The sequence below is a fragment of the Micromonospora sp. DT31 genome, assembly GCF_049841795.1.
In the GTDB taxonomy this organism is placed as follows: Bacteria; Actinomycetota; Actinomycetes; order Mycobacteriales; family Micromonosporaceae; genus Micromonospora.
In genome coordinates this window covers 1-20,929 of record NZ_JBNCKZ010000033.1, presented here as the reverse complement: position 1 = coordinate 20,929, position 20,929 = coordinate 1, and the positions used below count along the sequence as shown (strand labels likewise).

Here is a 20,929-nt window from a genome sequence, read left to right as displayed (position 1 = left end):
AAGCGGTCCAACGAGGTCGACCCGGTGCGCCTGCGGCCGACCCCGCACGAGTTCGCCATGTACTACGACTGCTGAACCCGCCTCCACAGGCTCGCCGAACAGCTGACGGTGAGGGCCGGACCTCCACAGATCCGGCCCTCACCCACGTGGCGCGTCTGACGTGACGTGGCGGTGCTGGCCGACAGGCTCCTGGTAGGCGTGCCACCCGCGAAAGAACCAGTCCGCCAGATCCCGCAAGCGCCGCAGGCAATCCTGGTGGTCTGTGGTGCTGACCGTGTCGTGCGCGCCGCCCTCCGCGTGACACAGGGGGGCGGTGGTCGGCGGAAGTGGCATCCGGGCAGCCGACGGTTTCGTACCGTCGGGGTATGGCCCTGTCGAGCGAGGACCCTGCGACCGGATGGGGCCGTCGGTGAAGCCACCGACCGCCATCACCGCCCCGACCGCCGCGAACCCGACCCCCCTGACCCTCGGGGTGGAGGAGGAGTTCCTGCTGCTGGACCCGGCCACCGGGGAGAGCATGCCGGTCGCCGAACAGGTACGCGGCACGCTCACCGGGACGGCCCGCGAGCAGAGCCGGCAGGAGTTCCGGCACAGCATGGTGGAGATGGTGACCCCGGTCAGCCCGGACCTGGGACGCCTGCGGGACCATCTGGTCGCGTTGCGCCGCGCCGCCGCGCGGGCGGGCGAGGCCGTCGGCGCGCGGCTGGTGGCCGTCGGTGCCACCCCGGTCTGCGAGGCACACCGTTCGGTGCCCGACGAACAGCGTTACCACGACATGTCCCGCCGGTTCGGGCCGGTCGCCCACGATCCGGCGGTGTGCGGCTGCCACGTCCACGTCGGCGTGCCCGACCGGGAACTGGCCGTGCAGGTCTGCAACCACCTGCGCCCGTGGTTGCCGGTGGTGCAGGCGCTCACCGCGAACTCGCCGCTGCACGACGGGCGGGACACCGGGCACGCGAGCTGGCGGTCCATGCAGTTGCAGCGGTGGCCGAGCATCGGGCCGACGCCGCACTTCGACTCCGCGGCGGACTACGACGCCACCGTACGGGAGCTGATCACCGCCGGGATCATGTTGGACGAGGCGATGGTCTACTGGTATGCCCGGCCGTCGGCGTCCTATCCCACCGTCGAGGTCCGCGTCGGCGACGTGTGCCCCACCGTCGACGACACCGTGCTCGTGGCCGGGCTGGTCCGCGCGCTCGTCGCCACCGTGATCGACGACATCCGCGCCGGGACGCCGGTGCCGCGCGTCCGGGACTGCCTGGTCGCCGCCGCGCACTGGCGGGCCGCCCACGACGGCGTCGACGGCGACCTCGTGGACCTGCGCACCGGGCGGCCCCGGCCCGCGTGGGGCCTGATCGACGACCTGCTCGCCACCGTCACGCCCGCGCTGACCCGGCACGGCGACCGGGACCTGATCCTGCGGGAGGTGCAGCGGCTGCGCCGCGAGGGCACTGGCGCGACCCGGCAGCGACGGGTCATGGCGGCGAACGGCGACGACGTCCACGCGGTGCTTGATCACCTGGCCGCCCAGACCGTGGCGTGAGCGATGGGCGGCCCGGCGGGGGTGCACCGGTCAGCGCAGGCCGGCGAACAGGTCGTCCTCGGGTGTCGGGGCGCCTGTGGTGTCGTGCACGCGGACGAACGTCTCAACGCCCATCAGCTCGGTGAACCGCTCCTGCCCCAGCCGCAGGAAGAAGATGTTCTCCGCCTGGCTGGCGTGCGCGGCAAGCGAGGCGAACTTCTGCCCGCCGTAGGCGCTGGTGTCGACCCAGGTGGTGATCTCGTCGTCGGGCAGGCCGAGCGCCGGCATCTCCTCGGGCACCTCGGGCTCGGGAAACTCCAGCCCGATCTCCCGCATGACGGTGCCGAAGCGCTGGAACGCGCTGCGCGGCACGGTGGTCCAGTAGACCTTCGCCGGGATGCCGGTGCGCTCGACCGCGGCCATCGTCACGCGGTGCGCCTGGATGTGGTCGGGGTGGCCGTAGAAGCCGTTCTCGTCGTAGGTGACCACCACGTCGGGGCGGTAGCGCCGGATCAGCTCGGCCAGCCGGTCGGCCGCCTCGGTCACCGGCGTGTTCCAGAACGCGTCGGGCGCCTCGTTCGTCGCCCAGCCCATCATCCCGGAGTCGGCGTAGTCGAGTGTCTCCAGATGGGTGACCTTCAGCGCCTCGCAACTGGCGGCCAACTCCTCGCGGCGCATCCTCGCCACGGCCTGCGGGTCGTGGCCGGGGTCCTCCGGCTTGACGGCGCCGGGGCCGTCGCCGCAGCCGCCGTTGGTGCAGGTCACGAGCACGGTGGTGACGCCTTCGGCCGCATAGCGGGCCAGGACGCCGCCGGTGCTCGTCGCCTCGTCGTCGGGGTGCGCGTGCACCGCCATCAGGGTCAGGGATCGCTGGGTCACCCCGTCACCATACGAGCATCCACTGACGAACTAGCATTGCCCGGTCCGCAGACGGCGACGGAAGCGAGGCGCGATGGGTTGGCTCCGGCGGTTGCTGGGTGGCGGACGGGTCGAACTGGACCCGGCGCGCCAGCAGGCGTTGCTGCGGGACGCCCGGCAGTCCTACGGCGCGCACGCCCAGCTGCGGTTCCCCGACCAGGTCGACGCGATCACCGCGCTGCTGTCCGACGACGACGGTCTGGTGGTGGCCGCCGGGATCGTGTGCGAGGCCGCCGAGGAGGCGCACGCCGGCCTCCAGGCCCAGGCGCAGGAGGTGTTCCGGCGCACCGGCCGGCGGCTCCTGGTGCACCGCCGCAACTACCGGCCCCTGTGGAAGGAGGCCGGACCGGCGCTGCGCTGGCCGCTCGGCGCGCTGCCCGGCGGGTTGCACCCGTACGCGCAGCTGACCGCCGCCGTCGCGGTGGTCGGCGCACGGGCCGACCGGTTGGAGCGGGTGACCGACCCGCAGCCGGTCGTGACGCGGCTGTTCGAGGTGCTCGACCTGACCACCGCCGGTTGGGAGTTCGGTCGGGTCCGGGTGGACACCGACAGCGCGAGGCTCGTCGAGCGGCTGACGGACACCGGCGCGCGGGTGCTCGCCGCGATGGACGACCCGCCCCGGCTGCCGCCGGCGGTGCGGGAGATGATGCGCCGCAACCACCGCATCGCGGTGTACGACCCGGCCGGCCCCCGGGTGGTCGGCGAGCTGAACCTGGGTGCCCGGCTGCGCGAGACGCTGCTGGCCTGAGGGTCGCTCGCCGACCACGCGGGGTGGGCCCGCGCCCGGTCAGGTCGTCGTGCAGGTGATGGTGGCCGGTGGGTTGTTGGCGCCGCTCGTCGTGGCGATGAAGCCGAAGGTGGTGGAGCCGCCGGTCGGCAGCGCCCCGTTGTAGTCGACGTTGCGCACCGTCACGTTCGCGCCGTTCTGGATGTGCGAGCCGCTCCAGATCTGGCTGATGACCTGTCCGTTGGGGAACGTCCAGGACACCGTCCACCCGCGGATCGCGCTCGCGCCGGCCGTCACGGTGACCTCGCCCTGGAAGCCGCCCGACCACGAGCCCGTCACCGCGTACGTCGCCCGCGCCCCCGAGGGTGCCGGAGAACCTGTGGTCGGCACCGGGGTCGGCGTCGGGTCCGGGGTGGGTGTGGCGGTCGGGGTCGGGGTCGGCGTCACGCCGGGCCGGGTCGCCCGGTAGGTGTGGCCGGCGCGGACGGTCAGCTGGACGACGTCCGTCTCCGGCCGGGTGGTGGCCGGCGTGCCCCCGTCGGTGTCGTCGACGAGGGTGAAGCTCCCGGTGAACAGCCGCGACCGCAGGCGCAGCGGGCCGTCCCGGTCGGCGCGGACGCTGATCTCGTCGACCTGGCCGCCGCTCCATGCCACCGCGACGGTGTACCCGCCCCGACCGCGCAGGCCCGCGACCCGGCCGGTGGGCCAGGCGCTCGGCAGCGCGGGCAACAGGTGCAGTTCGCCGGTGTGACTGTGCAGCAGCATCTCGGCGATGCCCGAGGTGGCCCCGAAGTTGCCGTCGATCTGGAACGGCGGGTGCAGGTCGAACATGTTCGGCGCGAGACGGTCGGTGCGCACCAGGTCACGCAGCAGCTTGTGGGCGCGGGCACCGTCCTCCAGCCGGGCCCAGAAGTTGATCTTCCAGGCGAGGGACCAACCGGTTCCGTCGTCGCCCCGCAGCTCCAACGTGCGGCGGGCGGCCTCGTACAGAGCGGGCGTTCCCCGCTTGGTGATCTGGTTGCCGGGGTGCAGGGCGTACAGGTGCGAGACGTGCCGGTGGGTCCGCTCCAGCTCGACCCAGTCGGCGAGCCACTCCTGCACGTTGCCGCGGGAGCCGACACGGTTGGGCGCCAGCCGGTCCCGGGCGGTACGCACCTGTGACCGGAAGGTGGCGTCGACGCCGAGCACCTCGCCGGCCCGGGCCGCGGCGTCGAACAGGTCACGCAGGATCTGGTTGTCCATGGTGGGGCCGGCACAGACGCTGGCGTTCGCGTGGTGCGCCAGCTCCGGGGAGTTCGACGGGTTCGTCACCAGGTAGCCGAGGCTCGGGTGGGCGACCAGGGTGTCGAGGAAGAACTGGGTGGCGCCCTTGAGAGCCGGATAGTTGGCCTGGAGGAAGCCGAGGTCGCCGGTGAACAGGTAGTGCTCCCAGATGAGCGTGCTCAGCCACGCCCCACCGGTCTGCCACATCCCCCACAGCGCCCCGTCGACGACCGACGCACCCCGCCACGCGTCGGTGTTGTGGTGGGTGACCCAGCCACCGGCGCCGTACTGCGCCTGCGCGACCCGCGCCCCGGTCACCGTGAGGTCCCTGATCATGTCGAAGACCGGCAGGAAGCACTCGGACAGGTTCGTCGTGTCGGCCGGCCAGTAGTTCATCGGCAGGTTGGCGTTGATCGTGTACTTCGAGTCCCAGGACGGCGCCAGCGAGTCGTTCCAGATGCCCTGGAGGTTCGCCGGCTGGGTGCCCGGCCGCGAGGACGAGATCAGCAGGTACCTGCCGAACTGGAACAGGAGCGCGGCGAACTGCGGGTCGTCGGTGCTCGCGTGCTGCGCGATCCGTACGTCGGTGGGCTGGTCGGCCGCCCCCGTGCGACCCAGGTCGATGGTGACCCGGTTGAACAACGCCTGGTAGTCGGCGAGATGGCGGGTGCGCAGCTGGTCGACGGCGACGGCGCGGGCGGCGTTGAGCCGGTTGCGGGCGACGCCCTGGTAGTCGCCGTTGACGGTGCGGTAGTTGACGTAGCTGGAGCCGATCGAGATCAGGATGGTCACGCTCGTGGCGCCGGACACCCGCAGCGTGCCACCGGAGCTGCCGATCGTGCCGCCGGTCGCGGCGGCCTGGGCCAGCGCCAGGAAGCGCACCGCCCCGTTCACGCCCTCCTGGCTGCCGGAGATGCCGTCGAGCCCGATGGTGGCGGTGTCAGGGCTGGACACGGTGGTCCGTTGCGGGCTGTCGAAGGTGGCCGAGAACGTGATCGAGTTCGCCCGGTCGGCGGTCAGCCGGACCACGATCACCTGGTCGGCCGCGCTGGCGAACACCTCCCGCTGGTGTCGTACGCCGCCCAGCACATAGGTCGTGGTGACCGTCGCGGTGGTGAGGTCGAGGGTCCGGTGGTATTGCGTCGCCCCGCCGCTCGTGCCGAAGGCGAGCCGCAGGTTGCCCACGGTCTGGTAGGCCAGCTGGCCGCCCGGGCTGCCCATCATGGTCTGATCGACCAGCTCCTGCGCCTGCGTCCACTGGTCGGCGAAGACCCGGCGGCGGATCTCGGCCAGGTTCGCCGCGCCGCGGGTGTTGGCCGAGTCGTACGGGCCACCGGCCCAGACGGTGTCCTCGTTGAGTTGCAGCCGTTCGGTGTCGACGTTGCCGAACACCATCGCGCCGAGACGCCCGTTGCCGATCGGCAGTGCGCGCAGCCAGTCGGTGCCGGCCTGCTCGTCGTACCAGAGCGCCAGGTCGTTCGCGGCCAGCACCTGCGCCGGGGGGACCGAGCCGGCGCGGGCGGCGGCGGTCCAGGCGACGGGCAGCAACGCGACACCGGTGCCCGCCGCCGCGGCCCGGATGACGTTCCTTCGGGTCACTTCGGACATGATTTCTCCAAACCGTACGGATCAGCGGTGGACGTCGGCAGGAGCCGGGAACGCCGGCGATCTGTTAGCGCTAACAGAAGGAAGCCCGGTGCGCGCATGCCCATGCGTCCGCCCGACTGCCCGGATCAGGACGCCACACTGCCCATATGGACTCTCATGGATGAAGTGTCATCTCGTCAAGATGCGACGATCAGGTTTCGCAAAAGGGCAAACGCCACCACCGTCCGGCGACGAGTGCCGCCCAGGTCCCGCCGCGGGCGCGGTCTGTTACCGCTAACACCGCCGGGCTCAGCCCACCAGGCTGTGCTCCACCCGCCGGGCCGACCGGGGTGCCGGGACGACCGGGCGTCCCACCCGGGTCACATGCACGATCCGTTCCGGGGCCACATCCAGCAACGCGCCGAGCGCGTCGCGGCTGGCGGCGACGTCGACGAGTTGGCTCAGCGGGTGCCCGGCCAACCCCGCCACGTGCAGGGTCAGCCACATCCGCATCAGCACCCGGCCGAACTCGACCTGCCCGGCGGCGTCCAGGCCGGGCGGGGCGACAAGCGCCAGCAGCGCGCCGCCCTGAGCCATCGGATCGCCGGCGGTCGCGGCGAGCAGCCTCGGCAGGCCCAGCGGGCGCAGCACCGGGTACGCGGCCAGCGCCGCCCGCAGCCCGGTTGCCGACGCCCGGCTCAACCCGAGACAGCGGTCGCTGAGCCCGTCCGCGCGGTAGTCCGGGCGCGCCGGGTGAAGGCGCAGCCAGCGGCGCAGCTCGGCCACCACCGCCGGGTCGGCGTACACCCGCCGGTCGGCGACCCGCAGCAGCGCGCCCAGCCGGCCGGCCGCCGGCACGACGCGGACCGCGCCGCCGGCCCGCCGGGCGACGGCATCCACGGCCGCGACCACGTCGGCGTCCGGGCCGGCGCCGAACCGGCCCCGGTGGGTACGCCGGTCCCACACCTCGCCGGTGCGAAACGGCGTCCGGTACGGCTGCCGTGCCGGCCGCAGCCGGCCCACCCGGTGGTCGGCCTCGTCGAGGTCGGCGGCCCAGTCCAGGCGCAGCCCGGCGTCGGCGGCCACGATCAGGCAGGTCTCCACGAATGCGCCGAGCGACAGTCGCAGGTCCCGGCCGGTCGGGTCGCCGGCCGGCAACTCGTCGGCCGGGTCCCAGCCGACGGTGACCGCCCAGCGCTCGTAGCGCAGCCGCCACGGTTGGGTGTTGTGCGCGCTCGGCGCACGCCAGCACAGCGGCTCCAACGCGCGCAACGCCGCGAGGTCCATGATCACCGCTCCTTGGCGTAGAACGTGTATCCGTGCAGCGGACGCCCGCCGAGGCGCCGGTACCCGGCGGCCGACGCCGCGTTGTCCCGCTCGACGTACGTGCTGCGCAGCGCCGTGTAGCCGCCGGCGTGCAGGTTACGGTGCAGGTGCGCCGAGAGCAGCCGCTGGTAGCCGCACCCCTGAAAGCGCGGCACCACCCCCTTGACGATCAGCACCGCCTCCCGGCGGTAACGGCGGCGGGTGGCCAGCAGCCGCAGCTGGTTTACCGGGTGCAGATCGCCCCGGGTGGCGACCACGAAGTCGCTGATATCCGGCACACACAGCACGAACGCCACCGGCTGGCCGTCGCGGGTCAGGTAGAGCAGCAGCGACTCGTCCAGCAGGTACGCCAGCCCGTCGGTCTGCTGCCGTAGCTGCGCCGCCGAGATCGGCGTGTAGTAGCCGAGCTGGGCGAAGGAGGCGTTCAGCATCCCGCGCAGCAGGTCGAGCTGCTCGTCGAGCCGCCGGGTGTCCCCCCGGTGCAGTTCCAGCCGCGCGCCGTCCGGCTGCGCGCCGAGCGCGGGCACCGGCTCCTGCGGCGGCGGCACCGGGCAGATCCAGGTGTCGGCGGCGAACCGGCGGGTGAACCCGTACGCCTCGTACGCGTCCGGGTAGCGCGGCGGGTTCCAGGCGCTGTCCACGAAACCCCGGTCGGCGTACCCGGAGGTGATCACCCCGCCGGCCTGGTTGGGCAGCAGCGCCACCGGTCCGAACAGCAGATCCCGGTCGGCACCGGCGTGTGCCTCGATGGCGTCGAACAGCGGGCGCGCGGCCGGCGCGGTGAACTCGGTCAGCCCGAACAGTTGGCAGCGGCGGCCGAACTTCGCGTCGAGGTCGGCGTCGGTGTGCAGGGTGGTCCGCCCGACGACCGCGCCGGTGCCGTCGCGCAGCACGTACATCGGCACGCCCGCGCGCCACCAGCGGCGGATCTGTTGCCGTGGCGTCGGCACGTACCGGGGCTCGCCCGCGTACAGCCGGTCGGTGAGCGCGAGGAAGTCCCGCAGGCCGCGCCGGTCGGTGACCCGCTGGAACCGGTGGGCGCTCACCGGCGTACCGCCGGTCCGGTCCTCTCCGCGCCCAGCGGGGTGAACGCCTCGATGTGGCCCATCGCGCCGTCCTCGGCCCGCCATGCGCCGTTGGAGTAGCCGTCCGGGGACGCGGTGTAGAGGCGGATGAACCCGGCGGTGGCGTTGCGGGTGCCGTCGGTCAGCCACATCATCAGCTTGCGGTGCTCCCGGGTCCGGGCGAAGCGCAGCAGCGCCTCCTGGTCGGTGAAGAACGCGATGGTGCCCAGCGTCAGCGGGGACTGCCAGTACACGGTGTGCCAGCAGTAGCCGGACATACGGCGCATGTCGCGCACCATCCGGAACCACGCGGGGGCCAGCCGCAGCAGCACCAGCGGGTTCGCGTAGCGGGTGGCGCCGATGAACATCGCGCCGGCGCGGGCCTGCGCCGGAGCGCGGGAGAAGTCACGGGTACGCATCTCTCACCTCACCAGGTAGACGTTCTTGAGCTTCTGCGGGCCACCGAACGGGCCGGCTCCCGCCTCGTGCACCTCGACCCGCAGGTCACCGGCGGTGGGGTCCTCCACCAGGGACTGGGCGAAGTCCCGCGACACCGAGGTCAGGTGGGCGCGTACCCCGGCCCGGCAGGCGTCGGCGAGCGCGGCGCGTTGCGCGGCGGGCAACTGCTGACGCAGCTCCACGTGGATCACCGGCCGCGTCTCCAGGTCGGCGTCCTCGTGCAGCGTCAGGCAGAACCGGCTGATCTGCGCGGCGTGCGGGTTGCCTGTGTACAGGCCGTACTCGACGTCCTGCGGGTAGAGGTTCGCGCCCAGGTAGGACACGGTGGAGTCGCTGCGGCCGAACAGCAGCAGCAGCGGCAGCGTCATCCGTTCGTCGGCCGCCGCGGTGCGGAACTCGGCGCGACGCACCGGGTCAGCGTTGGCCAGTTCGACGATCCGCCGGTACGGCACCAGCAGCGCCTCGTCGCCGACGTTGTAGCGCAGCCGGGGCTGGAGCACGTGCGGGCTGGTGACCGTGCACACCAGTTCCCGCCGCTCGTTGGTCTCCAGGTAGGTGGCGAACGGGTTGTACTGGAACACCATGGGCAGCCGTTGCTCACCGGCGCCGAGCAGCTCGGCGCGCAGTGCCGCGTCGGTGCGCAGCCGCCGCCGCAGCCACACCGTGAACCGGGTCTCCGCGCCGATGCCGATGGTCAGGTCCGACGCCCCGTACGCCGAGCGGACCCGCACGAACCGCTGCTCCAGGTAGTCGCGCAACGCCTCGGTCATGCCCTCGCCTCCGCAGCTGGCGAAGATCCGGTACCGCGACCAGGGGAAGTCCTCGGCGTCGAGCCGGTCGCGCAGGTGCTTGAGGAACGGCGGGTAGGCGGTCACCAGGTAGTCGTGGTCCGGGCCGAACTCGCGCAGCGTGTCAATGATCTTGCCCAGGTCGGGGCCGGTGTTCTTGACCACCGCGACCCGGGCCATCGCCGCGCCGGTCGTGGTGCCGGTCGCCCACGCCCCCATCGAGTACGCGTTGATCACGAACGGCCGGCGCATCGGGAACGCCAGGCCGGTGTAGCCGACGATGTCCCGGTGCACCGCCCGCAGCTCGCGTTCGCCGCGCGGCCAGTTGAACGGCCGCCCGGACGAGCCGGCCGACTCGTCGATCACCACGCCGCGCTCCGGCAGCCGCCCTCCCCGGCACCGCGCGTCGGCGTCGTTCGCCACCACGTACCCGAGCTTGTCGGTCTCCGGGAAGTCCCGCAGCCGGCGGCGCGCGCCGGCCGGGCGGGCCCGCAGGTACGCCTGGTAGGCCGGCACCTGCCGGGCGGCGCGCACGCAGGTCGACCGCGCGTTCGCGGCGGCGAGGTGGTCCAGGAGCGGGTGGTGCCGGCGGGCCAGCCACCGCCACCCGCTCGGGTGACGGGCGATCAGCCGGGCCATGGCGGCGACGGCGAGGCCGGCCGGTGCCAGCGCGGTCTCGGTGGGCAGTGCCGTGTCGACGGTACGCAGGGCGGCGGGTCGGTGCAGCGTCTCGGCCATGACAAACATCCTGTCGGTGCCGCAGTGCTGACACCTGAGCCGTGCGACGGTGATGGCCCTGAGTATCCCTACCCAGTCACGCCCGCCCGTCCGGATATCTAATCACGAAAAATAGGACTTATGGGGCGGAAGTCTGGAACGTTAACGGCTGTGAGGAGTCGGGTCCCCCGCGGGACGCGACCTGCCGCAACGGGGGAAGACATCGATGGTTCACCACGCATGGCGACGGCTGTCGTCAGCACTGGCAACAGGTGCCGTGCTCGCCTCGTCGTCGACGTTCGCGGTGGTGATGTCGGCCGCGCCCGCTGCGGCCACGGTCCCGGGCCAGCCGGGGCAACCGCAACCCGGAACGCCCGTCTTCACCGAGGACTTCTCCAACGAGAGCGCGGCCGACGGGCCGATCCGCATCGGCTCCTACACCGGCTCACCGGGTTCGGTATACGTACCGGGGCCCGGGGGCAGCGGCGCGGACAGCGAGACGTACACGGCGGACCCGGCGTGGAGCCCCGGCGCAGGAGCGTGCAACGGCTGGATCATGCGGCAGACCTCACCGCTGCCGCCCAACGGCGGTAATCCGCCGGTGACCAACAACGACCAGTGCGCCCGCAACCAGGCCTGGGCCACGATCGGCCAGATGGTCCGCGACATGGGGTTGTTCCAGGGGCAGAGCACCGAGGAGGCGACCACGAACCAGGCTCTCACCGAGTTCACCAACTCCGTCAACGGAGCCCAACTCGCCGGGTACCAGCTCGAGACCGACAGCAACACCATCCCGGCGGTCGGCGGGCACTTCTACGCCGTCTCGGCGATCTTCGCCGAGCGCAACTGTTCGGTCCCGGGTGCGGCCCGGGCGAGCATACGGTTCGAACTGATGCTCAACGACGTGCCGACGGTCCTCGCCGAAGGGCTCAACCCGTGCACGGACCCCGGCGCCGTGGTGGTCAACAACACCTACATCGCGAAGCTTCAGTCCCGGGCGATCCAACTGCCGGCCTCCAACACCCCGACGCTGGGCCTGCGCCTCTACAACGCCACCGCCACGGGAGTCGGCAACGACGTGGCGTTCGACCTGCCGCAGATCGTCGACGTCACGCCCCAACTGGACAAGGCATTCAGCCCCACCACCATCGGGCAGGGCGTCACGTCGACCCTGACGTTCACCGTCACCAACACCGATGACCTACAAGCCAAGAACGGGATGAGCTTCACCGACGATCTTCCCGCCAATCTCATCGCGACCGGGGTGAACAGCACCACCTGCTCCGACGCCACCGTGACCGCCGCCGCCGGCGCCACATCCGTCTCCTTCGACGGCGACATCGCGCTGGGCGTCGCCTCCTGCACGATCTCCGTCGAGGTGACGGCCGACGTCGCCGGCTCGTACACGAACACCGGCTGCGCCGGGCCGGACGGCTCACCGGTCCCCGGCTGTGCCAGCAACTTCTCCAGCATCCTCGGGATCAACCCGCCGGGTTCCGCCACCCTCCAGGTCATCCCCACAGTCGACCTGGCCGTGACGAAGACGACGGCGCCAAGCCCGTACGTGCCGGGCACACCGCTCACCTACACCGTCACCGTGACCAACGGTGGTCCGTCGGACGCCGTGGGCGCCACTGTGACCGACACACTGCCGTTGCCCGAGTTGACGTGGACGTGTGCGGCGTCCACCGGCAACACGTGCACCGCCTCCGGCACCGGGGACATCAGCGACACGGTGACGGTGCTCGCCGAGGGAACGCTGACGTACACGATCACCGGCACCGTGCCGTCGGGCACCACCGGCGACCTGACGAACACCGCCACCGTCGCCCCACCGGACGGGGTGTTCGACCCCGGCTGCACGCCGAGCTGTTCCGCGACGGTCGTCACTCCCGGTCAGAGCACCGTCGAACTGGCCGTCACCAAGACCGCAAGCCCGAGCCCGTACGTGCCAGGCGCACCGTTCACCTACACCGTGACGGTGACCAACGGCGGGCCATCGGACACCGTCGGCGCCACCGTGGCCGACACGCTGCCCGCACCGCTGGCCGGGTTCGGCTGGACCTGTGAAGCCTCCACCGGCAGCACGTGCGCTGCCTCCGGCACCGGCAACATCAACGACACCGTCACCGTCCTCACCGGCGGCACGCTCACCTACGCGATCACCGGCACCGTCCCCGCCAGCACCACCGGCGACCTCACCAACACCGCCACCATCACCCCACCCGAAGGCGCCACCGACCCCGACTGCACACCCACCTGCTCCGCCACCGTGACAACACCCGGACAGGCCACCGTCGACCTGGCCGTCACCAAAACCGCCAACCCGAGCCCCTACGTGCCAGGCGCACCCTTCACCTACACCGTCACCGTCACCAACGGCGGACCATCCGACGCCATCGGCGCCACCATCACCGACACCCTCCCCACACCACCGAGCGGCTTCACCTGGACCTGTGAGGCGTCCACCGGCAGCACATGCGCCAGCTCGGGCGTCGGCGCCATCGACGACACCGTCACCGTTCTCGCCGGCGGCACCCTCACCTACACCATCACCGGGCACGTCCCGCCGAAGACCACCGGCGACGTGATCAACACGGTGACCGTCGTTCCACCGTCCGGCGTTTCCGACCCGGACTGCACGCCGAGCTGTTCGGCGAGCGTGGTCGTGGTCGGACCGGTGCCGCCCAAGCCGTGGCCGCCGAAACCGGAGCCGCCCAAGCCGATCCCGCCGTTGCCGGTGACCGGCGACCGATTGGTGACGATCACCTCGATCGGGATCGCCGCCGCGGTTGTCGGCATCCTCCTGGTGACCGGCCTGTTCGTGAGCCGCCGCTCACGCCGTCGGTTCTGACCGGACCCTCGTCGTCGGCACCGCCGACGCCACGGCGGACCGGCTAAGTGGTGGGACGCGTCCGCTGGGCGTCCCACGTGGAGCGCAACCAGGTGAGCTGCTCACGCTGGTGCTCGGCCTCGCCACCTTCGTGGTCGTTGAACTCGTACACGCGGAGGTCCTTGGCGCCGCCGTAGCGGTGGTAGGCCGCGAAGCAGGTCGACGGTGGGCAGATCTGGTCGCGCATCGCGATGGAGAACAACGCCGGTGCGGTGGCGCGGGGCGCGAGCACGGCGGCGTCCAGGTAGGACAGGGTGCGGAACACCGTGTCGGACCGGTCGCGGTACAGCTTGAGGTACTCGACGATCTCGCCGTACGGGCTGGTGGCGTCGGCGACGCGTGCGCCGCGGCGGAAGTCACACAGGAACGGTACGTCCGGCATCACCGCCGTCACCTCCGGGCACAGCGCGGCAGCCGCCAGGGCGAGTCCGCCGCCCTGGCTGAAGCCGGTGACCGCGACCCGGTCGGGGTCGACAGCCGGGTGCCGTCGCGCGGCCTGGGCGAAGCGCACCGCGTCGGTGATCAGCCGCCGGTAGTAGTGCTCCGCGGGGGTGGTGACACCCCGGGTGACGAAGCCGGGGACGGTGCCGGCGGGGTACGGGTGCGGGTCGGGGGTGCCACCGGACGCGGCGCTCCAGCCCTGACCCCGACTGTCCATGATCAGGTGCGCGTAGCCGGCGGCAGCCCAGAACAGTTTCTCGTGCGGCAGCCCCCGACCCCGGCCGTAGCCGAGGTATTCGACCACGCAGGGCAGCGGCCCTTCGACACCGGCGGGCAGGTGCAACCATCCCCGGACGGGCTCCCCGCCGTACCCGGCGACCGTCGCGGTGAAGGTGCGGATCTGCGTCAGGCCGGTTTCTACGGGCTCGTACACCGCCGGCCCCGGCCTGCGGTCGCCGAGTGTGCGCGCCCAGAACGCGTCCAGGTCCGCCGGGACGTCCAGATCCGGCCGCAGGGCCAGGCAGGCATCCAGGTCGAGGTCGGTCACCGGCATGGCGCGGCGTCCTCCAGCGCGGAGGTGAACCAGCCGGTGATCGTGGTGGGGTGGGTGATCGCCGTGCCCACCACCACCGTCCACGCCCCGGCGCGCAACGCCTGCGCCGCCTGCGCCGGGGTGTGGATGCGTCCCTCCGCGACGACCGGCACGTCGACCGCGTCGGCGAGCCGCGCCACGAGGTCCAGGTCCGGCCCGTCCGACTTGCTGGTGTACGCGGTGTAGCCGGCGAGGGTGGTGCCGACCACGTCGGCGCCCGCCCCGGCGGCGGCCACGCCCTCGGCGAGGGTGGAGCAGTCGGCCATCACCAGCGCACCGGTCTGCTCGTGGACGGCGGCGATCGTCTCGGCCAGGGTGCGGCCGTCGGGGCGCGGGCGGGACGTACCGTCCAGCGCGACCACGTGCGCGCCGGCGCGGGCGACGGCCAGCGCGTGCTCCAGGGTCGGGGTGATGAACACGTCGTCATCGCCGTCTTTCCAGAGCCCGATCAGCGGCAGGGCCACCGCGTCGCGGATGGCCATGATGTCCGCCAGGCCCTGGGCGCGGATGCCGGCGGCGCCGCCCCGTGCGGCGGACATCGCGACCCGGCGCATGGTGTCCGGGTCACGCATCGGCTCGCCCGGGTACGCCTGGCAGGAGACGACCAGGCGGTGGCGGAGACTGTCGATCAGGGCGCTCATGACAGGACCTTCCGGGCGAGGGAGGCGGCGCCGAGCAGCGGCGCGTCCGGGCCGAGGGTGGAGGCGAGGACGGGCACCCCGGCCAGGCTGGGCAGCGTCTCGGCGGGCACCGCGTCGCGCAGCACCCGCCACCACCGTTCACCGAGGCCGGTGACGCCGCCGCCGACCACGACGACGTCCGGGTCGAACACGTTGACCAGGCCGCCGATGGCGGAGCCGACGGCGGTGCCGCCCAGGTCGACGACCTGCCGGGCCGGCTCGTCGCCGTCCGCGGCCAGCGCCGCGACCGCCCGCAGGTCGGCGACCGGCCGGCCGGTACGCCTGGTGTACTCGGCGGCCAGCGCCGGCCCGGCGGCGATCGCCTCCAGGTGTCCGCGTCCGCCGCAGGTGCAGGGCAGCGAGCCGGCGTACGCCGACGGTTGGTGACCGGCGTGTCCGGCGGCGCTGTGTGCACCGGCCAGGACGGTGTCGCCGAGGACGAGCGAGGCGCCGACGCCGGTGCCGACGGCGACGTGGAGCACCGTTTCGTGCCCGGCCGCGACGCCGTGCCGCGCCTCGCCGAGCGCGTGCGCGTGCACGTCGTTGAGCACGGCGACCGGTATCCCCAGGCGTTGACGCAGGCCGCCGCGCAGGTCGGTGCCGGCCCAGCCGGTCAGCACGTCGGTGGCCGACAGCACCATCCCGGTCCGGCTGTCGATCACCCCGGCGCTGCCGACACCGAGCGCCCGTACCGGACCCGTCGCCCGGGCGCGTAGCCGCTCGACGAGACCGGCGGCGGTGTCCAGCACCGCGACGGCGCCGGTCCGGCCGGGCGTGGCGGCGGTGCACCGGTCCACGACCTCACCCCGCGCGGTAACCAGGGCCGCGGTGGTCTTGGTGCCGCCGATGTCCAACGCCGCGACCAGGTCGACGGCGTCGGAGGTGTTCACCTCGGGCATGGTCAGAGCAGCCCCGCCAGCTCCAGGTGGGCGCGCACCCGGGCGGTCTCGGCGGCGTCCAGCCGGCGCAGCGGCAGCGACACCGCGTTGCCGGCGATGACACCGAGCAGCGCCAGCGCGGTCTTGAACGCGCCGACCCCCCGGGTCGCCCCGGCCGCGGTGGCCGGGTCGGCCGCGTCCACGATGCGGAACAGCCGGGCCAGCCGGTCCTGCTCCCGGCGTGCCTGCGCCCAGTCGCCGGCCAGGCAGGCGCGGTGCAGCCGGGCGTAGCCGGCCGGGTCCACGTTGCCCAGGCCGGGCACCGCACCTGACGCGCCGGCCAGCATCATCGCGTCGACCACCACCTCGTGCCCGGTCAGCAGGCTGAAGTCACGGCCCGGCGCCTGCTCGCCGATCGCCAGCGCCAGCTGGCGGAACGCGACGTCGTCGCCGCTGGAGTCCTTCACCCCGGCCAGGGCGCCGTCGGCGGCCAGCCGGGTCAGCAGGTCCACGGAGAGCTTGCTGTGCACGCAGACCGGGATGTCGTACGCCAGCACCGGAAGCTCGACCTCGGCGGCGAGCGACCGGAAGTGCCGCTCGATCTCGTGCGGGCCGACGATGGCGTAGAACGGCGCGGTCACGACGAGGCCGTCCGCGCCCAGCTTCGTCGACGCGGCGGCCCGCTCGGCGACCCGGCGCGTGGTCGGTTCGATGCACCCGGCGATCACCGGCACCGCGCCGCCGACGGTCTTCACGATGGCCTCCAGCGCCAGGTCGCGCTGCCGGTCGGTGAGGAAGACGGTCTCGCCGGAGCTGCCGAGGGCGAAGATGCCGTCGACGCCGCCGTCGAGCAGCCACTCGACGAGCCGTTCCAGCGACGGGACGTCGACCTCGCCCTCGTCGGTCAGGGGGGTTACGGCCGGCGGCACGACGCCGGCGAACCGCGGGGCTGGGGTGGTCACACGTTCTCCTCGACAGGTAGTGGGGTGGTGCGGCCCGTCGCCGCGGTGGCGAGCGCGACAAGTTCCGTGTTGCCGGTCCCCGGCGGTACCGGGTGATGGCAGCGGTACTGGTGCTCGCCGTCGCCGTCGGGGCGGCTGACCGGTGGCATCTGCTCGGCGCAGACCTCGGTGGCGGCCCAGCAGCGGGTCCGGAACGGGCAGCCGCTGGGCGGCCGGGTGGCCGACGGCACCGGGCCGACCAGCGGGATGGGGTCGATGGGCGACAGCAGGCCGGGGGTGGCCGAGAACAGCGCCCGGGTGTACGGGTGCCGGCCACCGGCGGGGAGCAGGTCGGCGGGGGCCTGTTCGACGATCCGCCCGAGGTACATGGTGACGACGCGGTCGCTGACCCGTTTGACGGTCTGGATGTCGTGGGACACCAGGACCATGGCCAGCCCGAGGCGGTCCTTGAGGTCCAGCAGCAGGTTGAGGATCTGGGCGCGGACCGAGACGTCCAGCGCGCTGGTCGGCTCGTCGGCGATGATCAGGCCTGGTTCCAGGGCCAACGCGCGGGCGATGGACACCCGCTGGCGTTGGCCGCCGGAGAGCTGGCTGGGCAGCACGTCGGCGACCGAGCGGGGCAGGCCCACCAGGGCCATCAGTTCGGTCACCCGCTTCTCGCGCTGTTCCCGGGTGCCCCGGCGGTGCACGTCGAGCGGGTCGCGCAGGATGTCGCGTACCGGCATCCGGCGGTTCAGCGACGTGGCCGGGTCCTGGAAGATCATGCCGACGCCGGCGCCGATGTGCTGGCGACGTTCGGCGGCGTTCATCGACCACACGTCCTTCCCGGCGAAGGACACCGTGCCGCTGGTGGGCCGCTGCAGCCCCACCAGCACCTTGGCCAGGGTGGACTTGCCGCAGCCGGACTCGCCGACGATGCCGACGGTCTCGCCGGCCCGCACGGTCAGGTCGGCGCCGGTGAGGGCGTAGACCCGGTCCCGGTTGAACATGCCGCCGCCGCGTGCCCCGTGCACCACGTGCACGTCGCTGAGCACGGCGATCGGCCGGTGGGGTGCGGTCGGGCTCATCGGGCCAGCTCCTTCTCGCCGACGGTGACGGCCGGGTGGTGGCAGGCGTACCCGTGGGCGGCCGTGCCCTCCATGGCCGGCGCGGTGTCCCGGCACATCTCGGTGGCCATGGGGCAGCGGTCGGAGAACCGGCACCCCTTGGGGAAGTCGGCCGGGGACGGCACCACGCCGCGGATCTGGGTGAGCCGCTGCGCGCCGGTCTCCAGGGACAGCACCGAGCCGAGCAGCCCGCGGGCGTAGTGGTGGGCGGGCGCCTCGATCACGTCGGCGGTCACCCCGGTCTCCACGATCTGCCCGCCGTACATCACCACGACCCGGTCGCAGACGTCGCTGACCAGCGCCAGGTCGTGGCTGACCAGGATCAGGGCGAAGCCGAGCTGCTCGCGCAGGCGCAGCAGCAGCTCCATCACCTGCGCCTGTACGGTCACGTCGAGCGCGGTGGTCGGCTCGTCGGCGATGATCAGCTTCGGGTCGCGGGACAGGGCCATGGCGATGACCACGCGCTGCCGCTGCCCGCCGGACAGCTCGTGCGGGTACGCGGCCAGGGTCCGCCGCGGGTCCAGGCCGACCAGGCCCATCAGCTCCTCGGCCGAACGGGTGCCGCCGCGGCGGATCATCTGGTCGAGCTGGGCGCCGACGCGCAGCGCCGGGTTCAACGCCGACAGGGCGTCCTGGTAGACCATGGCGATCTCGCGCCCCATCAGGGCGCGGCGGGCCTTGGCATTCAGGCGCAGCAGGTTCGTGTCCTGGAAACGGATCTCCCCGCGTACCCGGGCGCCCTTGGGCAGCAGCCCCATCACGGCCAGGACGCTGAGCGACTTGCCCGAGCCGGACTCCCCCACCAAGCCGACGACCTCGCCGGGGCGGACGTCGAAGGAGAGCCCGTCGACGATGTCGACGCCCTGGTGGCGGCCCGTGAACCCGATCGACAGGTTCTCCACCTCCAGGACGGGTCGTCCCTGCGGCAGGGGACGGGCGCGTTCCCGCAGCCGCCGCGCCGCCTCGGCCAGGCCGGGCAGTTCGACGACCTCACCGGTGCCGGGCCGCGACTGCTCCAGCGCGTCACCGGCGGTGGTGTTGCTGGTGGCACGCCGGGCGGCCGGGGCGGCCCAGGCGTCGGACATGCCCTCGGAGAGCACGTTCAGGGCCAGCACGGTCAGCAGGATCAGCACGCCGGGGAAGAACGTCGCCCACCAGCCTCCGATCTGGACCATCTCCTTGCCGAAGGCGATCACCGAACCCCAGGAGGAGGCCGCCTCCTGCGGGGCGAGGCCACCGCCGATGAAGGACAGCGACGCCTCGAAGACGATCGCGTCGGCCACCATGACGGTGACGAAGACGAGGATCGGGGCGGCGCAGTTGCGCAGGACGTGCCGCCAGAGGATGTGCGGCCGTCGGGCGCCGATGATCCGTTCGGCCGCCACGTAGTCCTCCCCGTACTGGGACAGCACGTTGGCGCGGACGATGCGCGCGACCGACGGGGTGAACACGAAGCCGATCGCGACGACCAGGACCAGCAGGCTGTTCTTGCCGAACGAGATGATCAGCAGGGCGGACAGCACGATCGCCGGGAACGCCATCACCACGTCGAGGCAGCGCATGAGGACCTCGTCGACGGCGGCGCGGCTGCTTCCCGCGATCGCGCCGAGGACCGCGCCGAGCACCAGCGCGATGCCGGCCGCGCCGAAGCCGACGACCAGGGACCGCCGGGTGCCGGCCACCAGCCGGGAGTAGACGTCGCGGCCGAGCTTGTCCAGGCCGAACCAGAAGTCGCCGTTCGGCCCGGTCAGCGCCGGACCGAGGCCGGACTGGGTGGGGTCGTGCCGCAGCAGCAGCGGGGCCAGGACACCCACCAGGACGATGAGTACGACGAAGCCGAGCGCGATCCGGGCCGCGATGCCGAGCCGGGCGAAGGCCATGCCGGGGCGCGCGAGCCGGGCGGTGAGGGTGCGACGCATCAGTGGCCTCCGCGCAGTCGGGGGTTGGCGAAGAGGTAGAGGATGTCGACCACCAGGTTCAGCACGACGAAGCCGAGGGCGATGGTCAGGACGGTCCCCTGGGCGAGAGCGGTGTCGTTCTGCTGGACCGCGCTCATGATCTGGGTGCCCATGCCCGGCAGCGAGAAGATCGCCTCGATGATGACCGTGCCGCCGATCAGGTAGCCGATGCGCAGGCCCAGTGCGGTGAGCGGGTTGACAAGCGCGTTGCGCAGCACGTTGCGTCCGACCACGACCCGGGGCGGCAGCCCGGCGCCGATGGCGGTGCGGACGTAGTCCTTGTCGAGTTCCTCGACCATCGAGGTGCGCACGATCCGGGCCAGTGAGCAGCCGACCGGTACGCCGAGGGCGAGCGCCGGCATGGCGAGGGACTGCAGCCAGAGGCCGACCGAGTCGGCGGGGTTGACGTAGCCGCCGGTCGGGAAGATCGGGCGGCGTACCGAGAACTCCTGGATGAACAGCAGCGCCAGCCAGAACGACGGGGTGGCGATGCCGGCCATGGAGACGATCCGGATGACCTGGTCGGGCCAGCGGTCCCGGTAGAGCGCGGCCGGGATGCCGAGGGCCAGCGCGATGACCAGCGCGCCGACGACGCCGAGGGCGGTGAGCTGGATGGTCAGCGGCAACGCCATGGCGATCTTGTCGGCGACCGGCACCGACGGGGGGAACGTCATGCCGAGGTCTCCGCGTACCAGGTCACCGAGGAAGTGCAGGTAGCGCAGCGGCAGCGGGTCGTTGAGGCCGTTGGCGGCGCGGAACGCCTCGACCTGCGCCGGGGTGGCCTGGTCGCCGAGGACGGACAACGCCGGGTCGATCGGGGAGAACTGCATGATCACGAAGACGAACAGCGTGATGCCGAGCACCAGGGGGATCAGCGTCAGGAATCGTCGCGCGACCAGGCTCAGGACGGTCAGCATGGATTCTCTTTCTCGTGGCGGGGCGCCGGACGTGGCCCCCCCGCCGCCCGGGGGGCGGGGGGGGGGGGCGGGGGGGGGGGCGGCGGCGGGCCCCGGGGGGGGAGCCCCCGCGCGGGGCCGCGGCGCGG

The 20,929-nt window shown here is 72.7% G+C and carries 16 protein-coding genes; 3 read left to right on the top strand and 13 right to left on the bottom strand.

Features of this window, described 5'->3' with window-relative positions; genetic code table 11:
• Positions 1-397: 397 nt before the first annotated feature.
• Positions 398-1,546 (top strand): carboxylate-amine ligase, encoded by a 1,149-nt coding sequence (locus ACLQ2X_RS27715; RefSeq protein ID WP_425684026.1) that lies wholly within the window; start codon positions 398-400, stop codon positions 1,544-1,546.
• Between the two features lie 30 nt (positions 1,547-1,576).
• Here the strand turns inward: ACLQ2X_RS27715 and ACLQ2X_RS27710 are convergent, their stop codons facing one another.
• Positions 1,577-2,404: a PIG-L family deacetylase gene (locus tag ACLQ2X_RS27710; RefSeq protein ID WP_425684025.1), complete on the bottom strand. Its 828-nt coding sequence runs from the start codon at positions 2,402-2,404 to the stop codon at positions 1,577-1,579.
• Positions 2,405-2,477: 73 nt separating this feature from the next.
• Here ACLQ2X_RS27710 and ACLQ2X_RS27705 point away from each other — a divergent pair, with 73 nt between their 5' ends.
• Positions 2,478-3,191, top strand: a complete 714-nt coding sequence (locus ACLQ2X_RS27705; protein WP_425684024.1) for a hypothetical protein — start codon at positions 2,478-2,480, stop codon at positions 3,189-3,191.
• Positions 3,192-3,230: 39 nt separating this feature from the next.
• Here the strand turns inward: ACLQ2X_RS27705 and ACLQ2X_RS27700 are convergent, their stop codons facing one another.
• The 5 genes from ACLQ2X_RS27700 to ACLQ2X_RS27680 all read right to left on the bottom strand — a co-directional run bounded on the left by ACLQ2X_RS27700 (position 3,231) and on the right by ACLQ2X_RS27680 (position 10,395).
• Positions 3,231-6,041, bottom strand: coding sequence for a glycosyl hydrolase family 95 catalytic domain-containing protein (locus ACLQ2X_RS27700; protein WP_425684023.1), 2,811 nt, complete (start codon positions 6,039-6,041; stop codon positions 3,231-3,233).
• 288 nt (positions 6,042-6,329) lie between these two features.
• On the bottom strand, positions 6,330-7,307 hold the full coding sequence (locus ACLQ2X_RS27695) for a nitroreductase (protein ID WP_425684022.1): 978 nt from the start codon (positions 7,305-7,307) through the stop codon (positions 6,330-6,332).
• Positions 7,308-7,309: 2 nt separating this feature from the next.
• Positions 7,310-8,392 (bottom strand): hypothetical protein, encoded by a 1,083-nt coding sequence (locus ACLQ2X_RS27690; RefSeq protein WP_425684021.1) that lies wholly within the window; start codon positions 8,390-8,392, stop codon positions 7,310-7,312.
• Positions 8,389-8,829, bottom strand: coding sequence for a DUF4188 domain-containing protein (locus ACLQ2X_RS27685; RefSeq protein WP_425684020.1), 441 nt, complete (start codon positions 8,827-8,829; stop codon positions 8,389-8,391). The genes ACLQ2X_RS27690 and ACLQ2X_RS27685 overlap by 4 nt, the downstream gene beginning before the upstream one ends.
• 3 nt (positions 8,830-8,832) lie before the next feature.
• Positions 8,833-10,395, bottom strand: coding sequence for a phenylacetate--CoA ligase family protein (locus ACLQ2X_RS27680; RefSeq protein WP_425684019.1), 1,563 nt, complete (start codon positions 10,393-10,395; stop codon positions 8,833-8,835).
• Between the two features lie 205 nt (positions 10,396-10,600).
• Here ACLQ2X_RS27680 and ACLQ2X_RS27675 point away from each other — a divergent pair, with 205 nt between their 5' ends.
• Entirely contained in the window at positions 10,601-13,228 is a 2,628-nt protein-coding gene (locus tag ACLQ2X_RS27675) for a DUF11 domain-containing protein (protein ID WP_425684018.1), read from the top strand.
• 43 nt (positions 13,229-13,271) lie between these two features.
• Here ACLQ2X_RS27675 and ACLQ2X_RS27670 read toward each other — a convergent pair whose 3' ends face one another.
• From ACLQ2X_RS27670 to ACLQ2X_RS27640, 7 genes are read right to left on the bottom strand one after another with little or no spacing between them, the layout of a single operon-like run.
• Entirely contained in the window at positions 13,272-14,261 is a 990-nt protein-coding gene (locus ACLQ2X_RS27670) for an acetylxylan esterase (protein WP_425684017.1), read from the bottom strand.
• Positions 14,252-14,941, bottom strand: a complete 690-nt coding sequence (locus ACLQ2X_RS27665) for an N-acetylmannosamine-6-phosphate 2-epimerase (protein WP_425684016.1) — start codon at positions 14,939-14,941, stop codon at positions 14,252-14,254. Before ACLQ2X_RS27665 ends, ACLQ2X_RS27670 begins: the two co-directional genes overlap by 10 nt.
• A complete protein-coding gene (locus ACLQ2X_RS27660; protein ID WP_425684015.1) occupies positions 14,938-15,879 on the bottom strand; it encodes an ROK family protein in 942 nt (313 codons plus the stop codon). The genes ACLQ2X_RS27665 and ACLQ2X_RS27660 overlap by 4 nt, the downstream gene beginning before the upstream one ends.
• A 2-nt stretch (positions 15,880-15,881) precedes the next feature.
• Positions 15,882-16,820, bottom strand: a complete 939-nt coding sequence (locus ACLQ2X_RS27655) for a dihydrodipicolinate synthase family protein (RefSeq protein ID WP_425684014.1) — start codon at positions 16,818-16,820, stop codon at positions 15,882-15,884.
• The gene (locus ACLQ2X_RS27650) at positions 16,817-17,887 is read right to left on the bottom strand and encodes an oligopeptide/dipeptide ABC transporter ATP-binding protein (protein ID WP_425684013.1); all 1,071 of its coding nucleotides are present in this window, start codon (positions 17,885-17,887) and stop codon (positions 16,817-16,819) included. Before ACLQ2X_RS27650 ends, ACLQ2X_RS27655 begins: the two co-directional genes overlap by 4 nt.
• Positions 17,884-19,845: a dipeptide/oligopeptide/nickel ABC transporter permease/ATP-binding protein gene (locus ACLQ2X_RS27645; RefSeq protein ID WP_425684012.1), complete on the bottom strand. Its 1,962-nt coding sequence runs from the start codon at positions 19,843-19,845 to the stop codon at positions 17,884-17,886. Before ACLQ2X_RS27645 ends, ACLQ2X_RS27650 begins: the two co-directional genes overlap by 4 nt.
• Positions 19,845-20,801, bottom strand: a complete 957-nt coding sequence (locus ACLQ2X_RS27640; RefSeq protein WP_425684011.1) for an ABC transporter permease — start codon at positions 20,799-20,801, stop codon at positions 19,845-19,847. Before ACLQ2X_RS27640 ends, ACLQ2X_RS27645 begins: the two co-directional genes overlap by 1 nt.
• Positions 20,802-20,929: the final 128 nt, after the last annotated feature.